Annotated in this window: 15 protein-coding genes; 6 read left to right on the top strand and 9 right to left on the bottom strand. The window is 70.8% G+C overall.

All coding sequences use genetic code 11. The features are described from left to right. Positions 1–6 precede the first annotated feature (6 nt). Together DEJ28_RS04355 and DEJ28_RS04350 are read left to right on the top strand one after the other, a co-directional pair. The gene (locus DEJ28_RS04355; protein ID WP_111116408.1) at positions 7–621 is read left to right on the top strand and encodes a carbonic anhydrase; all 615 of its coding nucleotides are present in this window, start codon (positions 7–9) and stop codon (positions 619–621) included. 110 nt (positions 622–731) lie between these two features. Continuing rightward, positions 732–2,150: a class II fumarate hydratase gene (locus DEJ28_RS04350; protein ID WP_111116407.1), complete on the top strand. Its 1,419-nt coding sequence runs from the start codon at positions 732–734 to the stop codon at positions 2,148–2,150. Between the two features lie 147 nt (positions 2,151–2,297). Here the strand turns inward: DEJ28_RS04350 and phoH2 are convergent, their stop codons facing one another. The 3 genes from phoH2 to DEJ28_RS04335 form a co-directional block, all read right to left on the bottom strand. Then, positions 2,298–3,665 (bottom strand): RNA 5'-3' helicase PhoH2, encoded by a 1,368-nt coding sequence (gene phoH2, locus DEJ28_RS04345; protein ID WP_258368135.1) that lies wholly within the window; start codon positions 3,663–3,665, stop codon positions 2,298–2,300. Between the two features lie 245 nt (positions 3,666–3,910). Next, positions 3,911–5,020, bottom strand: a complete 1,110-nt coding sequence (locus DEJ28_RS04340; protein WP_111116406.1) for an aminotransferase class V-fold PLP-dependent enzyme — start codon at positions 5,018–5,020, stop codon at positions 3,911–3,913. A 176-nt stretch (positions 5,021–5,196) separates the two neighbouring features. After that, positions 5,197–5,982 carry an isoprenyl transferase gene (locus tag DEJ28_RS04335; RefSeq protein WP_111116405.1) on the bottom strand — a complete coding sequence of 262 codons (786 nt, stop codon included), beginning with the start codon at positions 5,980–5,982 and terminating at the stop codon, positions 5,197–5,199. Between the two features lie 73 nt (positions 5,983–6,055). Between DEJ28_RS04335 and trhA the strand changes: the two genes are divergently transcribed. Next, positions 6,056–6,763 carry a PAQR family membrane homeostasis protein TrhA gene (gene trhA / locus DEJ28_RS04330; RefSeq protein WP_111116404.1) on the top strand — a complete coding sequence of 236 codons (708 nt, stop codon included), beginning with the start codon at positions 6,056–6,058 and terminating at the stop codon, positions 6,761–6,763. Between the two features lie 205 nt (positions 6,764–6,968). On the opposite strand, the gene DEJ28_RS04325 is transcribed toward trhA, so the two are convergent. Both DEJ28_RS04325 and mca read right to left on the bottom strand, forming a co-directional pair. Then, positions 6,969–7,313: a hypothetical protein gene (locus DEJ28_RS04325; protein WP_111116403.1), complete on the bottom strand. Its 345-nt coding sequence runs from the start codon at positions 7,311–7,313 to the stop codon at positions 6,969–6,971. Next, the gene (mca, locus tag DEJ28_RS04320; protein WP_111116402.1) at positions 7,310–8,200 is read right to left on the bottom strand and encodes a mycothiol conjugate amidase Mca; all 891 of its coding nucleotides are present in this window, start codon (positions 8,198–8,200) and stop codon (positions 7,310–7,312) included. The genes DEJ28_RS04325 and mca overlap by 4 nt, the downstream gene beginning before the upstream one ends. Positions 8,201–8,228: 28 nt before the next feature. Between mca and DEJ28_RS04315 the strand changes: the two genes are divergently transcribed. Then, positions 8,229–8,765 (top strand): DUF4307 domain-containing protein, encoded by a 537-nt coding sequence (locus tag DEJ28_RS04315; protein ID WP_111116401.1) that lies wholly within the window; start codon positions 8,229–8,231, stop codon positions 8,763–8,765. 67 nt (positions 8,766–8,832) lie between these two features. Next, positions 8,833–9,321 (top strand): transcription elongation factor GreA, encoded by a 489-nt coding sequence (gene greA / locus DEJ28_RS04310; RefSeq protein ID WP_111116400.1) that lies wholly within the window; start codon positions 8,833–8,835, stop codon positions 9,319–9,321. 175 nt (positions 9,322–9,496) lie between these two features. Here the strand turns inward: greA and ilvA are convergent, their stop codons facing one another. Both ilvA and DEJ28_RS04300 read right to left on the bottom strand, forming a co-directional pair. Beyond that, positions 9,497–10,741, bottom strand: coding sequence for a threonine ammonia-lyase (gene ilvA / locus DEJ28_RS04305; RefSeq protein WP_111116399.1), 1,245 nt, complete (start codon positions 10,739–10,741; stop codon positions 9,497–9,499). 46 nt (positions 10,742–10,787) lie between these two features. Next, positions 10,788–12,053 carry an AI-2E family transporter gene (locus DEJ28_RS04300; protein ID WP_258368131.1) on the bottom strand — a complete coding sequence of 422 codons (1,266 nt, stop codon included), beginning with the start codon at positions 12,051–12,053 and terminating at the stop codon, positions 10,788–10,790. 93 nt (positions 12,054–12,146) lie between these two features. On the opposite strand from DEJ28_RS04300, the gene DEJ28_RS04295 reads away from it, so the two are divergent. Further along, positions 12,147–13,406, top strand: a complete 1,260-nt coding sequence (locus DEJ28_RS04295) for a winged helix-turn-helix domain-containing protein (RefSeq protein WP_111116397.1) — start codon at positions 12,147–12,149, stop codon at positions 13,404–13,406. 128 nt (positions 13,407–13,534) lie between these two features. Here the strand turns inward: DEJ28_RS04295 and DEJ28_RS04290 are convergent, their stop codons facing one another. Both DEJ28_RS04290 and DEJ28_RS04285 read right to left on the bottom strand, forming a co-directional pair. Further along, entirely contained in the window at positions 13,535–14,437 is a 903-nt protein-coding gene (locus DEJ28_RS04290) for a M48 family metalloprotease (protein ID WP_111116396.1), read from the bottom strand. A gap of 21 nt (positions 14,438–14,458) precedes the next feature. Then, positions 14,459–15,040 carry a LemA family protein gene (locus tag DEJ28_RS04285; protein WP_181433771.1) on the bottom strand — a complete coding sequence of 194 codons (582 nt, stop codon included), beginning with the start codon at positions 15,038–15,040 and terminating at the stop codon, positions 14,459–14,461. Positions 15,041–15,387 lie beyond the last annotated feature (347 nt).

Here is a 15,387-nt window from a genome sequence, read left to right as displayed (position 1 = left end):
AGTCCCATGCCCGACCGCGCCGCCTTCACCCCGTCCGACGCCCTCCGTCTGCTCGTCGAGGGCAACGCACGGTTCGCCTCGGACAAGCGCCGCACCGGCCGGATCGACCCCGACCGCCGCACCGAGCTGACGGGCTCGCAGGCGCCGTTCGCGACCGTCCTCGGCTGCTCCGACTCGCGCGTGCCGTTCGAGCACGTCTTCGACGCCGGCATCGGTGACCTCTTCGCCATCCGGAACGCCGGTCAGATCGTCGACGACGTCGTGCTCGGGTCGATCGAGTTCGCCGTGGTGGCGCTCGGCACCCCCCTCGTCGTCGTGCTCCGCCACACCCGGTGTGGTGCCGTCGCGGCCGCACGCTCCGGCGAGCCCGTCCCCGCCCCGCACCTGCAGGCCCTCGTGGACGCCATCGCCCCGAGCGTCGAGCGCGTCCGCGCCGTCCACGCCGATGTGCCGCAGGAATCGGTCGGGGCCGCACACCTCGAGGCCACCCTGCGCCAGGTGATCGAACGCTCCGGCGCAGTCTCCCACGCGATCGCCGAGGGTAGATTGGCCGTCGTCGGCGCGACCTACGACCTCTCCACGGGCGAGGTCGCCATCGACACCGTCGTGGGCCAGGCCTGACCGACCGACACGACGACCGTCCCGGACACCAGCGGCCACCCCGCCACCGGGACACCACACCAGCCGGCGCGACCGCGGCCGGCGAACACCCCAGGAAGGACCACGACGACGTGACCGACACCACCCCGAGCACCGCGACCGACGGCGACTACCGCATCGAGCACGACACGATGGGCGAGGTCCGGGTGCCGAAGTCGGCGCTCTACCGCGCCCAGACGCAGCGGGCGGTGGAGAACTTCCCGATCTCGGGCAGCGGGCTCGAGTCGGCGCAGATCGTGGCCCTCGCCCGCATCAAGCGGGCGGCGGCGATCGTCAACGGCGAGCTCGGCATCGTCGAGCCGGCGCTGGCGGACGCCGTGGCGAAGGCGGCGGACGCGATCATCGCCGGGGAGCACCACGACCAGTTCCCGGTCGACGTGTACCAGACCGGCAGCGGCACCTCGTCGAACATGAACATGAACGAGGTCCTCGCGACGCTCGCGTCGGACATCGCCGGTACCGCGGTGCACCCGAACGACCACGTGAACGCCTCGCAGTCCTCCAACGACGTGTTCCCGACGTCGGTGCACGTCGCCGTGACCGAAGCACTCATCCGCACGCTCGTCCCCGCACTCGAGCACCTCGCCGAGTCGCTCGAGGCGAAGGCCACGCTGTGGGCCGACGCGGTGAAGTCCGGCCGCACGCACCTCATGGACGCCACCCCGGTCACCCTCGGGCAGGAGTTCGGCGGGTACGCGCGCCAGGTCCGGCTCGGCATCGAGCGCGTGAACGCGACGCTCCCCCGCGTGGCCGAGGTCCCGCTCGGTGGCACCGCGGTCGGCACCGGCATCAACACACCGAAGGGCTTCCCGCAGCGCGTGATCGCCCAGCTCGCCACGGACACCGGCCTGCCGATCACCGAGGCGCTCGACCACTTCGAGGCGCAGGGTGCGCGTGACGCCCTCGTCGAGGCGTCCGGCGCCCTCAGGGTCATCGCGGTCAGCCTGACGAAGATCAACAACGACCTCCGCTGGATGGGCTCCGGGCCGAACACGGGTCTCGGCGAACTGCACATCCCCGACCTGCAGCCGGGCTCGTCGATCATGCCGGGCAAGGTCAACCCGGTGATCCCCGAGGCCACGCTCATGGTCGCCGCCCGGGTGATCGGCAACGACGCCACCATCGCGTGGGCCGGTGCGTCCGGCGCGTTCGAGCTGAACGTCGCGATCCCCGTCATGGGCACCGCGCTCCTCGAGTCGATCCGCCTGCTCGCGAACAGCTCGCGGGTGCTGGCCGACAAGACCATCGACGGGCTCGAGGCGAACCTCGACCGGGCACGGTCCTTCGCCGAGTCGTCGCCGTCGATCGTCACGCCGCTCAACCGCGTCATCGGCTACGAGGCCGCGGCGAAGGTCGCGAAGTTCGCCGTCGCCGAGGGGCTCACTGTGCGCGAGGCCGTGATCGCACTCGGCCACGTCGAGCGCGGCGAGGTCACCGAGGAGCAGCTCGACAGCGCCCTCGACGTCCTCAGCATGACGCACCCGAACTGACGCCGGCCCCTCGCACAACCGAAGTCACCCCGAGCCGCGAAAACACACGGCTCGGGGTGACTTTCGTTGTGCAGCGGGACCGCAGCGCGAGCGAACGACCGCAGCGCGACCGCAGCGGGACCGCAGCGCGAACGACCGCGCAGCGCTCTACACGAGGTCGGGCGAGTCCAGCATCTCGGTGACGAGCGCCGCGATCGCCGAGCGCTCCGACCGGGTCAGCGTCACGTGCGCGAACAGCGGGTGGCCCTTGAGCCGCTCGATGACCGACGCGACCCCGTCGTGCCGCCCCACCCGGAGGTTGTCGCGCTGGGCGACGTCGTGCGTGAGCACCACGCGGGAGTTCTGCCCGATGCGGGAGAGCATCGTGAGCAGCACGTTGCGCTCGAGCGACTGCGCCTCGTCCACGATCACGAACGCGTCGTGCAGCGAACGGCCACGGATGTGCGTCAGCGGGAGCACCTCGAGCATTCCCCGCTCGACGACCTCGTCGAGGACGTTCTCCGACACCAGGGCGCCGAGCGTGTCGTAGACCGCCTGCGCCCACGGGTTCATCTTCTCGCTGGCGTCACCCGGCAGGAAGCCGAGCTCCTGGCCGCCCACGGCGTACAGCGGGCGGAACACCATGATCTTCTTGTGCTGCTGTCGTTCGAGCACGGCCTCGAGCCCGGCGCAGAGCGCGAGCGCCGACTTGCCCGTGCCTGCGCTGCCGCCGAGGGACACGATGCCGATCTCCGGGTCGAGCAGCGCGTCAATGGCGAGCCGCTGTTCGGCGGAGCGGCCGCGGAGGCCGAAGACCTCGCGGTCGCCGCGGACGAGGGCCACGGATCCCCCGGAGATCACCCGGCCGAGCGCCGACCCGCGTTCCGAGTGGATCACGACGCCGGTGTTCACCGGGATCCCCTCGAGCGAGGCGGTGCGGATCTCCTCCTTCTCGTAGAGGTCGGACATCTGCTCACCGGACACCTGGAGTTCGGCGACACCGGTGTAGCCGCTGTCGACGGCGAGTTCGGCGCGGTACTCCTCCGCCGCCATGCCGATCGACGACGCCTTCACGCGGAGCGGTAGGTCCTTCGAGACGACGACGACGTCGAGTCCGTCGTTCTTGAGGTTCGACGCGACCGCCAGGATCCGCGAGTCGTTGTCCCCGAGCTGCAGCCCGGAGGGGAGCACGGACTGGTTGGAGTGGTTCAGCTCGACCCGGAACGACCCGCCGTCGCCGATCGCGATCGGGAAGTCGAGCCGTTCGTGTTCGATCCGCAGTTCGTCGAGCAGCCGGAGCGCCTGCCGGGCGAAGTACCCGATCTCCGGGTCGTTGCGCTTGGACTCCAGCTCGCTGACGACCACGACGGGCAGGACGACCGCGTGCTCCGCGAAGCGGAACAGTGCCCGCGGATCGCTGAGGAGCACCGAGGTGTCGAGCACGTACGTGCGCTGGGCGACCGATGTGGACGAGTCCGCGGTGTGCTGGTGCTGCGTTCCGCGAGAGACGTTCTGAGAGGTCACGACCCACTCCATCCCCGGGCCGCGATCGGCCCGGTCCATGTCCTCGAACGCGGCCACTGGAGCGGTCCCGAAGCACCGACTGTGGCCGCTTCGATCGGGCGCGGTGCCCGATGGGGCCAAGCTACGTCCGACCTCCGACACGTCGCCACCGACACGCGGTTCCGCGCGTTACGGTCACGTGAACAACGTGACCAGGAGACGGACTGGAGGCGCGGTGCGGGCCCGCACCGCGCCTCCAGTCCGAAGACGGAGCCGCTCTACTGCATCGTCGCGTACGACAGGCAGGCGTCGCGGAACATGTCCAGCGTCTCGTCCGTCGTGGAGGCGAACACCGACACGCGCGCGACGCCGAGCCGCGTCGTCGCGGTGACCCCGTGGTTGTGGAACGCGGCCGACAGCGCCGTGAGGCGCCCCTGCGGCGGACGGAGGACGACGATGCCGGCGCGCTCGCGCGGGTCACGGCTCGACTCCACCGACAGCCCGAACTCGTCGGCGATGTCGAAGACCCGCTCGACCCGGTCGGTGACGCGCTCCTGCACGGCGGCGACGCCGACGGCGGTGAGCCGGTCGAGGGACACGGCCATCCGGGCCTGCGCGACCGGGTCGGTGCGCGTCATCTGGAAGCCGGCGGCCCCGGGGCGGACGGAGGGGACCTCAGTGGGCCACCCGGTCGTGCCGTGCGGGCCGGACAGTGCCGGGCGGAGACGGTTCAGGGCACGGTCACTGAAGGCGGTGAACCCGGTGCCCCATCCGGCGTGCAGCCACTTCTGTCCGCCGGTCGCGACGACGTCGGCGACCTCGTACGGGGCGTCCACGACGCCGAAGCCCTGGATCGCGTCGACGATGAGGAGGCGGTCGCCGATGACCTCGCGGATGCCGGCGAGGTCGGCGAGGTAGCCCGTCTGCCAGTCGACGAGGGACACGGCGACCGCGGTGACGTCGTCGGTCAGGCGCGACTCGATGAGCGCGGGCGTCACCCATCCGGCACCGGACTCGATGACGACCGGCTGCACGCGACCGCCGGTGGCCGAGGCGGCGCTGGCGAGGGCGAGGGGCAGCGACGGGTACTCGTCGGCGGAGACGAGCACCCCGCCGGTCAGGCCGAACGCGGTGTGCAGCAGGCCGGGCGTGGTGGCGGTCTGCGAGACGACCTGGTCCTCGCGGCGGCCGACGAGTCGTGCGGCGACGGTGCGGACGCGGACGTCCTGCTCGTCGAGCGTCTCCATGGCGCCGAAGCGCATGTGCTCCTGGATCGTCCCGAGGACGCGCTGTTCCTCGAGGACCGCGGTCTGCACGGGGCCGAACGCGGCGTGGTCGAGGTAGCCGGGCTCTTCGGCGAAGCCGTCGGCGTACTCGGCGATGTTCACAGGGGCAACCTTCCGTGGGACGAAAACCCTGTGAGTCTACTGGGATGCCCGAGACCGAGCGAACCCAGACCGTTGTGCGCACCGCGCGGCGCGCGGCCCGCGTGCCCGGCGACTGCGCACCGGGGGCCGCGCTGCGCGCTGCGCGCTGCGCGCTGCGCGCTGCGCGCTGCGCTGTCTCAGCCGCCGAAGCGACGGGACCGCAGCCCGAAGTCACGCACCGCGCGGAGGAAGTCGACCTCGCGCAGGTCGGGGTAGAACGCCTCGACGAAGTAGAACTCGCTGTGCGCGCTCTGCCACAGCATGAAGTCGGACAGCCGCTGCTCGCCCGAGGTCCGGATCACGAGGTCCGGGTCGGGCTGCCCCTGCGTGTACAGGTGGTCGCCGATGAGCTCCGGCGTGAGGACCTCGGCCAGGGTGTCGAGCGTCCCGCCGCCCTCGCCGTGCGCCCGCACGATGCTGCGCATGGCGTCCGCGATCTCGCGCCGACCGCCGTACCCGACCGCGAGGTTGACGTGCAGCCCCGTGTGGTCGGCCGTGCGCTGCTCGGCCTGCTCGAGCGCGGCCACGAGTGCCGCGGGGAGCCCTTCGTTCGCGCCGACGTGCTGCACCCGCCAGTCCCGGTGGTCGGCGAGGGTGCCGGCCAGGTCGGCGATGATGCCGACGAGCTGCTCGAGCTCCTCGCCACCGCGGCCCGTGAGGTTGTCGGACGACAACAGGTAGAGCGTCACGACCTCGATCCCGAGGTCGTCGCACCACGTCAGGAACTCGGGGATCTTCGCGGCGCCGGCGCGGTGTCCGTGGGCGGCGGACTCGAGGCCGAGCTGCTTCGCCCAGCGACGGTTGCCGTCCACGATCATGGCGACGTGCTTCGGCTTGACCGCGTCGTCGATCTGGCGGCGGATGCGGCTCTGGTAGGCGCGGTAGAGAATCCCTCGTCCTGCCCACCCGACCTTGCCGCTCACGCGTCGAACATAGTGCACACGGCCTCGGAAGCACCCTCGGCATTCGTTCGGCATCTGCCCATACGGTCGGACCATGCACGCCGAGCACGACACCGGGACACTCCCCCACGTCCCCTTCACCGAAGAGGCCACGAGCACCCCGCCCGAGACGCGTCCCGCCTGGCGCGGCTGGATCCACCTCGGGGCGTTCCCGTTCGCCGTCGCGATGGGCATCGTGCTCATCTCCCTCGCCGGCTCCCCGGCGGCGAAGGTCGGCAGTGCGGTGTTCATGGCGACGTCGCTCGCGATGTTCGGCGTCTCGGCGACCTACCACCGCTTCCCGTGGGGACCGACGGTGAAGCGGGTCCTGAAGCGCATCGACCACACGAACATCCTGCTGCTCATCGCCGGTACCTACACGCCCGTCGCGATCTGCGCCCTGCCGCACACGCTCATGGTCGTGGTGCTGTGGGTGATGTGGTCCGGCGCAGCGCTCGGCATCGCATTCCGGGTGCTCTGGATCGGCGCACCGCGGTGGCTGTACGTGCCGATCTACCTCGTGCTCGGGTGCGCGGCGCTCGGGCTGCTGCCGCAGTTCTTCGCCGCGAGCGTGCCGATGACCGTGCTCATCCTGTCCGGCGGCGTGGCGTACATCGTCGGTGCGCTGGTCTACGCCTTCAAGCGGCCGAACCCGTCACCGACGCTGTTCGGGTTCCACGAGGTCTTCCACGCGCTCACGGTCGTGGCCTTCGCCGCGCAGTGGGCCGGCGTCCTGCTCGTGGCGCTGCACCCCGTGCGCTGACTGCGCGCACGCACACCCGCGCGTTCCTGCCCATCACGGTGCGCGTTCCTGCCCATCACGCGTGCAGTAGGAAGCGCTTCCGCGCATGGTGAGCAGGAAATTCCTGCCTCCTACGAGCGATTCCGCTTCCTACGCGCGATTCCGCCCACTACGAGCGATTTCGCCCCCGCAGCGCGATGCAGCCCCGCCGCGCGGTGTGGTCGTGTCAGCCGCGCTCGGTGTCGTCGCCGACGTCGGCTCGGCCGTCCTCGGCAGCGCGCCGGTTCGGCTCGTCCGTGGCGACCCCGTCGCCGACCCTGCCCCCGACTCCGTCGCCGTGGCCGTCCGGCGCCGTGCCGTTCGCCTCGGCCTCCAGGCGCTCCCGGATCTCGGAGCGGTAGCGGGTGCGGCGGATGCGCCGGGTCATGTCGATGACGAGCAGGATCGTCACGACGGCGACGAGCGCGATCGCGATGAAGCCCGCGACGCCGGGCGTCACGTCCACGTCGGGGACGGTCGAGGTCGGGCTCGGGCTGGGGGTGGCGGCGAGTACTGCCGCGATGGTGCTCACGCGTTCGTGTCCTTGTCGACAGGGATCCCCGCGAACAGGTCGGACTCGGGGAGCTCGGTGGGCACACGGGCCTCGACGAGCTGGTAGTCCTCGGTCGGCCACACCGTCGCGAGGAGGTCGTTCGGCCAGTAGAAGAAGGGGCTGTCCGGCGGCACCTGGCTGGCGTGGGCGCGGAGGGCCGCGTCGCGCGCGTCGAAGTACTCGTGCACGTCGACGTGGCTGGTGGCCAGGTCGGGCCGGTCGGCGAACCGTTCGACCCACTCGCGGAGCTGCTCCACGAGCGGGCTCTCCGGGTCCCGCTCGCGCAGGGCGTCGTAGAACGCGCGGAAGCGGCGGGGGTTCATCGTGCGCTCGTAGTAGAGCTTCGAGACCGACCAGGCGGGCCCGGCGTCCGGGTACTTCGTCGGGTCGGCGGCGTCACGCCAGGCGGCGACGGAGACCTCGTGGGTGCGGATGTGGTCGGGGTGCGGGTAGCCGCCGTTCTCGTCGTAGGTGACGAGCACGTGCGGGCGGAACCGGCGGATCACGCGGACGAGTGCCTCGGTCGAGTACTCCAGCGGCACGGTGGAGAACGTCCCCGGTCGCACCGTCTCGCCCTTCTCGGCGTCCGGCAGACCCGAGTCGTGGTAGCCGAGCCACACGTGGTCGATGCCGAGTGCTGCCTGCGCCGCCGCCATCTCGGTGCGGCGGTACCCGGCCATGTCACGGTGCGCCCGGCTGGTGGCGGGTTCACCGAGGTGCTCGTTGAGGATGTCTCCGGCCTCGCCCCCGGTGCAGGAGACCACGAGGACGTCGTTGCCCTCGGCCGCGTACTTCGCCGCCGTCGCCGCTCCCTTGCTCGACTCGTCGTCGGGGTGGGCGTGGACGGCCATCAGGCGGTACGGCACAGGACTTCCTCACTGCGGGTGAGACGGGGTGTGGATCGAGCGCAGGTGCGGGGACGAGCGCGGGCAGCACACAGCCAGGCGTGAACTACCCTGGGATCAGGATAATCACCCCGGGAGCCCCGAACTGTCCGAACCGCAGCACCCATCGGCACCTCAGCCGTCCGCCGGCACCACCGCGACGCTGGACGACCGCTACGGCCGCACCCCCGGCCGCGCACGTCGGACGCGCTTCATCGGCATCGTCGCCGCTGCCGCCGTCGCGCTGGTGTTCCTCGTCTGGGTCATCTGGGCGGGTCCCGGGCAGACGAGCCACGGCCTCGACACCGACGACGTCGGCTACCAGGTCGTGTCCGATCACGAGACCGTCGTGCACAGTCAGGTCTCCCTCGACCCGGGCACCGCAGCGAAGTGCGCCGTCCAGGTCCTCGACAAGTCGTTCACGATCGTCGGGTGGAAGGAGATCCGGATCACAGCGTCGGATCAGCGCACCCGGAGCGTCAACACTCCTGTGAACACGGTGTCCCGCGGCGTCACCGGCTTGATCCACGACTGCTGGGTTCCCTAGACTGCCCTGATTCGCGGACAAGACCGGCCACTCCGGCCGGTCTTGTTCTTTGCTGAAGGGAATCACGATGAGCAACGACACGCAGGTCACCTGGCTGACCCAGGAGGCGCACGATCGCCTCACCGCCGAGCTCGCGCAGCTGTCCGGGCCGGCACGTCAGGAGATCGCGAACCGCATCGAAGCCGCTCGCGAAGAGGGCGACCTCAAGGAGAACGGCGGCTACCACGCCGCCAAGGACGAGCAGGGCAAGATCGAGGCCCGCATCCGACAGCTCACCGAGCTCCTCAAGCACGCCACCGTGAGCGAAGCGGTCTTCGACGGCACCGTCGAGCCCGGCACGGTCGTCACCGCGGTCATCGCCGGCGACGAGTCGACGTTCCTGGTCGGCAACCGCGAGATCGTCGCCGAGGGCTCGGCCCTCACCGTCTACAGCCCGGTCAGCCCGGTCGGCGCCGCCATCGTCGGCCTGCGCGCCGGCGACAAGGCCACCTACACGGCACCGAACGGCAAGGAGATCGCCGTCGAGGTCACGAAGGTCGAGCGCTACGAGCCGTAGCGCGCACGCGCACCTGCGTTCACGCGAGCGCACGCGCGCTTCGTGAGCAGGAATGGTCGGGTCCCGAGACGGGACCCGACCATTTCTGCTCACCATGGTGGGACAGGTGCGGACGCACCGGCCTGGAGGCGCGTGGCGGCGCCGCCACGCGCCTCCAGGCCGTGCTGCAGACCGTCTAGTGCTCCAGCAGCTCCGGGCGGAAGCCGACCTCGCGGAGGCGGTGGATGACCTCCTGCGCGTGCTCCGGCCCGCGCGCCTCGATCGACAGGTCGAGGGCGACCTCGTTGATGACGAGCCCTTGGCCGTGCCGCGTGTGCAGCACCTCGACGACGTTCGCGCCGGCGTCGGAGATGACCTGCGACACCCGTGCGAGCTGTCCGGGGCGGTCCGGCAGCATGATCCGGATGCCGATGTAGCGCGACGCGGCGACGAGACCGCGGGTGATGACGCGCTCCATCATGAGCGGGTCGATGTTGCCGCCGCTCAGCAGCACGACGGTGCGGCCGGTGTCGCGCACGGCCCCGGACATGATCGCGGCGACGCCGACGGCCCCGGCCGGCTCGACGACGAGCTTGGCGCGCTCGAGCAGCACCAGCAGCGCACGGGCGACGTCGTCGTCGGACACCGTGACGATCTGGTCCACCAGGTCGCGGATGATCGGGAAGTTGAGGTCGCCGGGTCGGGCCACCGCGATGCCGTCCGCGATCGTCGGCTTCGTGGTGACGGTGACGGGCTCGCCGGCCTCGATCGAGCTCGGGTAGGCGGCGGCGTTCTCGGCCTGCACGCCGACGACCCGGATCGAGCGGCCGAGGCGCTCGGACATGCCCTTCACGGCGAGGGCGATGCCGGCGATGACGCCACCGCCACCGATCGGCACGACCACGGTGTCGGCGTCGGGGACCTGGTCGAGGATCTCGAGGCCGAGGGTGCCCTGCCCCGCGATGACGGCGGGGTGGTCGAACGGCGGGATGAAGACGGCGCCGGTGCGGTGAGCGAAGTCCTTGGCGGCGCTCAGGGCCTCTTCGACGGAGTGGCCACGGAGCACGACCTCGGCGCCGTAGTGCCGCGTCGCCTGCAGCTTCGGCAGGGCGACGCCCACGGGCGTGAAGATCGTCGCCGGGATGCCGAGCTCACGTGCGGCCAGGGCGACCCCCTGCGCGTGGTTGCCCGCGCTGGCGGCGACGACGCCCGCTGCGCGCTGCTCCGGCGTCAGCGAGACGAGCCGGTTGTAGGCACCGCGGACCTTGTACGCGCCGGTCCGCTGCAGGTTCTCGCACTTGAGGTGCACCGGCGAGCCGAGCACCTCGGCGAGGAACTGCGAGGTCTCCATCGGGGTGACGCGAGCCACCCCGGCGATCGTCTCGCGCGCCTTCTCGATGTCGTCGAGTGTGGGGATCAGCGTCGCAGTGGAGTCGGTCACGGTCCCATCATCGTCGGTCCAGCCGCTCCTGACGAACCCGTGACGCTCAGTTCGTGCTGGCGGTGCCCTCGGCCGCGGTCGGCTCCGGCTTGGTGCCCGGCGCCGGGACGTCGTCGCCGATCTTGTGCCGACGCCGCCGCATCAACTGCAGCTGCCCGTGCTGGCCGTGCTTCGGGGTCGCCTCGAGCACGTGGTCGGAGTCGAGCCCCCGCCAGCGACCGGTCGAGATCGTCGTCACCATGGCGTTCAGGGTGGCGATGAGCGGTACGGCGAAGAACGCACCGGCGATGCCCGCGAGCCCGGACGCGGCGGTGACGCCGAGCACCACCGCGAGGGGGTGCACCTTGACCGCGTTGCCCATCACGAGCGGCTGCAGGATGTGCCCCTCGATCTGCTGCACGAGCAGGACGACACCGAGCACGAGGACGGCGGCCAGCGGGCCGTTGAAGATGAGGGCGACGAACACGGCGAGGAAGCCGGTGACGATCGCACCCACGACGGGGATGAACGCGCCGAGGAAGACGAAGGCCGCGATCGGGATCACCAGCGGCATCCCACCGAAGAAGAGCCCGACGATGAACGCACCGAGGCCGATGCCGACCGCGTCCACGAACGCGACGAAGATCTGCACGCGGATGAAGCTCGTCAGCGTGATCCAGCCGGCGACCCCGGCGCCGTCGACCGCCGCGCGGGCCTTCCGCGGGAAGAGCCGGACCGTCCAGCGCCAGACGTTCTTGCCGTCGACCAGCAGGAAGATCGTCGTGAACAGGATGATGAAGAGCGCCTCGAAGACGTGCGTGGCGCCGGATCCCGCGCTCGCGACCCCGGAGAGGATCGACGCCGAGTTGTCCTGCAGCCACTTCGTGCCGTCGTCGAGCCAGCCGTTGACGTCGCCCTGGGTGATGCCGAGACCCGAGTTCAGGACGAGGTCCTTGATGTTCGAGTACTGGTCCACCGTGCGGTCACGGAGCGACGGGTACGACGCGATGATCTGGTCGACGACGAGCCAGACGAGTCCGCCGAGGGCCGCGAGACCGCCGAGCAGGCTGATCACGATGGCTGCCCACTTCGGCACGTGGTGTCGCTGCATCCAGTTCGAGATCGGGACGAGCAACGCCGAGATCACGATGCCGACGAGGAACGGGATGAGGATCTGGCTGAAGATCGTCATCAGCCAGATGAAGACCGCGATCACACCGACGACGGCGAGCACCCGCCACGACCAGGCGCCGGCGATGCGCACACCCGTCGGGACGCTCTCCTCGACCACGGGGTCGGGATGCGTCGGCTGCTGCTTTCTGCCCCATGCCATGCCGCGAGTGTATCGATGTGCCTCCTGACAGGTACCAGATACGGCATACACCGGGGTACGCGGCTGTCGGCGGCGATCGGTACCGTCGATCCCATGGTCAGGACCACGCTCTCCGCCGCCGAGGCCCGACGGGTCGCCCTGGCCGCCCAGGGCTTCGGGCAGCCGCCTGCCGATGCCGTCTCGACGCGCTCGCTGAAGGCCGCGTTCGGTCGGCTGGGGCTGCTGCAGATCGACTCGGTCAACGTCTTCGAGCGCAGTCACTACCTCCCGCTCTTCGCCCGTCTCGGTGCCTACGACAAGGCGACGCTCGACCGGCTCACCCTGACGGCGCGTGGTCCCTGGACCGAGTACTGGGCGCACGAGGCGGCCTTCATCGACCGCGACGACCTCCCGCTGTTCCGGTGGCGGATGGACGCCCTGCGGGAGCGCGACGCCGGTCCGACCCGGATCGACTCGGTCACCCGGACCGAGGGCGTCCGCCACGAGCTCCGCGCCCTGCTCCGTGCCGAGGGGCCGATGCCGGCGAGCGCGGTGGAGCACGAGTCGAACGTCCGGCGTGGACCGTGGTGGGGGTGGAGCGACGTCAAGCTCGGCCTCGAGCAGATGTTCCGCTGGGGCGACGTCGTGACGGCGGGGCGCTCCGGCTTCGAGCGGGTGTACGCCCTGCCCGAGCAGGTGCTGCCGGCGGGCACGCTCGAGACCGCACCCGCACGCCCGGCGGCGGTCCTCCGACTGGTCCGGCACGCCACCCGTGCACTCGGCATCGGGACCCGGGCGGACGTCGCCGACTACTTCCGGCTGCGCTCCGACGACACGGCCGCGGCGATCGCCGAGTTGACGGCCGCCGGGGAACTCGTCCCCGTGCAGGTCGAGGGGTGGGGCGAGCAGGCGTGGCTCCACGCCGAGGCCCGCGTCCCCCGACGGCTGACCGCCGACGCCGTCCTCAGTCCCTTCGACCCGGTGGTGTGGTTCCGGCGGCGAGCCGAGCGGATGTACGGGTTCCACTACCGGATCGAGATCTACACGCCCGCCCCGAAGCGGGTGTTCGGCTACTACGTCCTGCCGGTGCTGCAGGACGACCGGCTCGTCGGGCGGATCGACCTCAAGAGCGATCGGCAGCGCGGGGTGCTGCGGGTCCGGACCGCGTGGCAGGAGCCGGGCGAACGGCTCGACGCCGACCGGCTGGCCGAGACGCTTCGGCGGACGGCCGCCTGGCAGGGGCTCGACGGGATCGAGGTCACGGACCGCGGTACGGCCGCTGCGGCCGTCGCTGCGGCACTCGGTGTGCCGCTCCTCCCGCACGAGGCGGCCGACGACGCGGACGCGACTGCGGCTCTCGACCCAGCCGTCTGACGGCCTGGAGGCACGTGGCGGGCCTGGCCCGCGCCTCCCGTCCGTCACCGGTCGCGTCTCCCGTCCGTCACCGGTCGCGTCTGCCGTCCGTCACCGGTCGCGTCTCGGGCCGGCGCCACGCCGGCGGGTCAGAAGCGGTCGAGACTCCCGCGCAGGCGCGCGATGCGGTCCGGCAGCGGCGGGTGCGTCGAGAACAGACGGTCCATCAGGCCGGGACGCATCGGGTCCGCGATCCAGAGGTGCGCCATCGACGAGTTCTGCGTCTGCATCGGCCGCCCGTACGCGCCGAGCTTCTCGAGCGCGCGGGCCAGTCCCTCCGGGTGCCGCGTGGTCATCGCGCCCGTGGCGTCCGCGAGGTACTCCCGCTGCCGCGACACCGCCGCCTGGACGCCCGCGGCGGCGATCGGCGCGACGACGACCGCGACGATGCCGGCGATGAGCAGGATCGGGTTGCCGCCCCCGCCGCTGTCGTTGTTCCGGTTGCGTCCGCCGGAGAGCCCGCTGAAGATCGAGATCCGGAGCAGGACGTCGGCGATGAGGCCCACCGCCACGACGAGACCGAACACCATCGTCGAGACCCGGATGTCGTAGTTCCGCACGTGCCCGAGCTCGTGCGCCATCACGCCCTGGAGCTCCTGGTCGTCCATGATCGCGAGGAGCCCAGTCGTGGCGGCGACGATGGCGTGGTCGGGGTCACGGCCGGTGGCGAAGGCGTTCGGCGACGGGTCCTGGATCACGAAGACGCGCGGCATGGGCATCCCCGTGGCGATCGCGAGGTTCTCGACCGTGCGCCAGAGCCGCGGCTCCGTGGCCCGGTCGATCTCGACGCCACCGGAGATCGCGGTCGCCTGCCGTGCGGCGAGGAAGTACTGCAGGACGGCGTACCCGATCGCGACGACGAGCACGATGACACCGATCGAGACGTTGCCGGCGAGGTACCCGCCGAGGAACCCGAGCGCGCCGATGATCAGCAGGAACACCAGGACGATGAGGACGGTGTTGCGCTTGTTCCGCGCGATCGCGCTGTACACGTCAGGCCGAGGCCGGGTGGGTCAGAACTGGACGCGCGGCGGTTCCGCGATCGCGGCGGGCTCAGTGGTCTCGAAGAACGACGCCTCGGAGAAGCCGCGGCTCTTCGCGAACGACGAGTTCGGGAAGACCCGGATCTTCGTGTTGAGCTCGCGGACGCCGCCGTTGTAGAAGCGTCGGGCCGACTGGATCTTGTCCTCGGTGTCGACGAGCTCGGACTGCAACTGCAGGAAGTTCTGGCTGGACTGCAGCTGCGGGTACCCCTCGGCCACGGCGAACACGCTCTTCAGCGCCTTCTGCATGTGCCCCTCTGCAGTGGAGGCGGACGACGCGTCCCCGGCGCTCAGGGTCTCGGAGCGCGCTCTGGTGACGGCCTCGAAGACGCCCTTCTCGTGCGTCGCGTAGCCCTTGACCGTGTCCACGATCGTGGGGATGAGGTCGGCGCGGCGCTTCAGCTGGACGGAGATGTCGCTCCACGCCTCGTCGACCCGGAGCTTCAGGGTGACCAGCGCGTTGTACGTGACCCAGAGGTAGATCCCGATGACCACGAGGAGGACCACCACCACTCCGACGACGATCAGCGTCGTGATGAGTCCGGTGTCCATGCGGGCGTACTCCTTCGCGCATCGGGATCCTGCGCTTCGGGATCCGCGGTGGTTCTGTGTTCTCTGGTGCTGGGGTGCTTCGGTGCTTCGGTGCTGCGGTGCTGCGGTGCTTCGGTGCTTCGGTGCTGCGGTGCTGCGATCTCGTGGCCACAACCAGCCGGAACCGGCCGCAACGGGCCGGGTTCGGCAGCCGGAACGGCCGGGACTGATTGTACCGAGGCACGACCACTGCTCCCGTCCGTCGATGGTGTTCACGGCCGATTCCCGAGTCGCACACACCGGGCGTCCGGCCTCGTCGGCGTGTCGCCCGTTCGGCGGACATCATCCGTTCGACGTATTGACCGCGG

The sequence above is a fragment of the Curtobacterium sp. MCPF17_002 genome, assembly GCF_003234115.2.
Classification (GTDB): Bacteria; Actinomycetota; Actinomycetes; order Actinomycetales; family Microbacteriaceae; genus Curtobacterium.
Note: the sequence above shows the minus strand (reverse complement) of the source record. Positions and strands in the feature narration are given on the sequence as shown.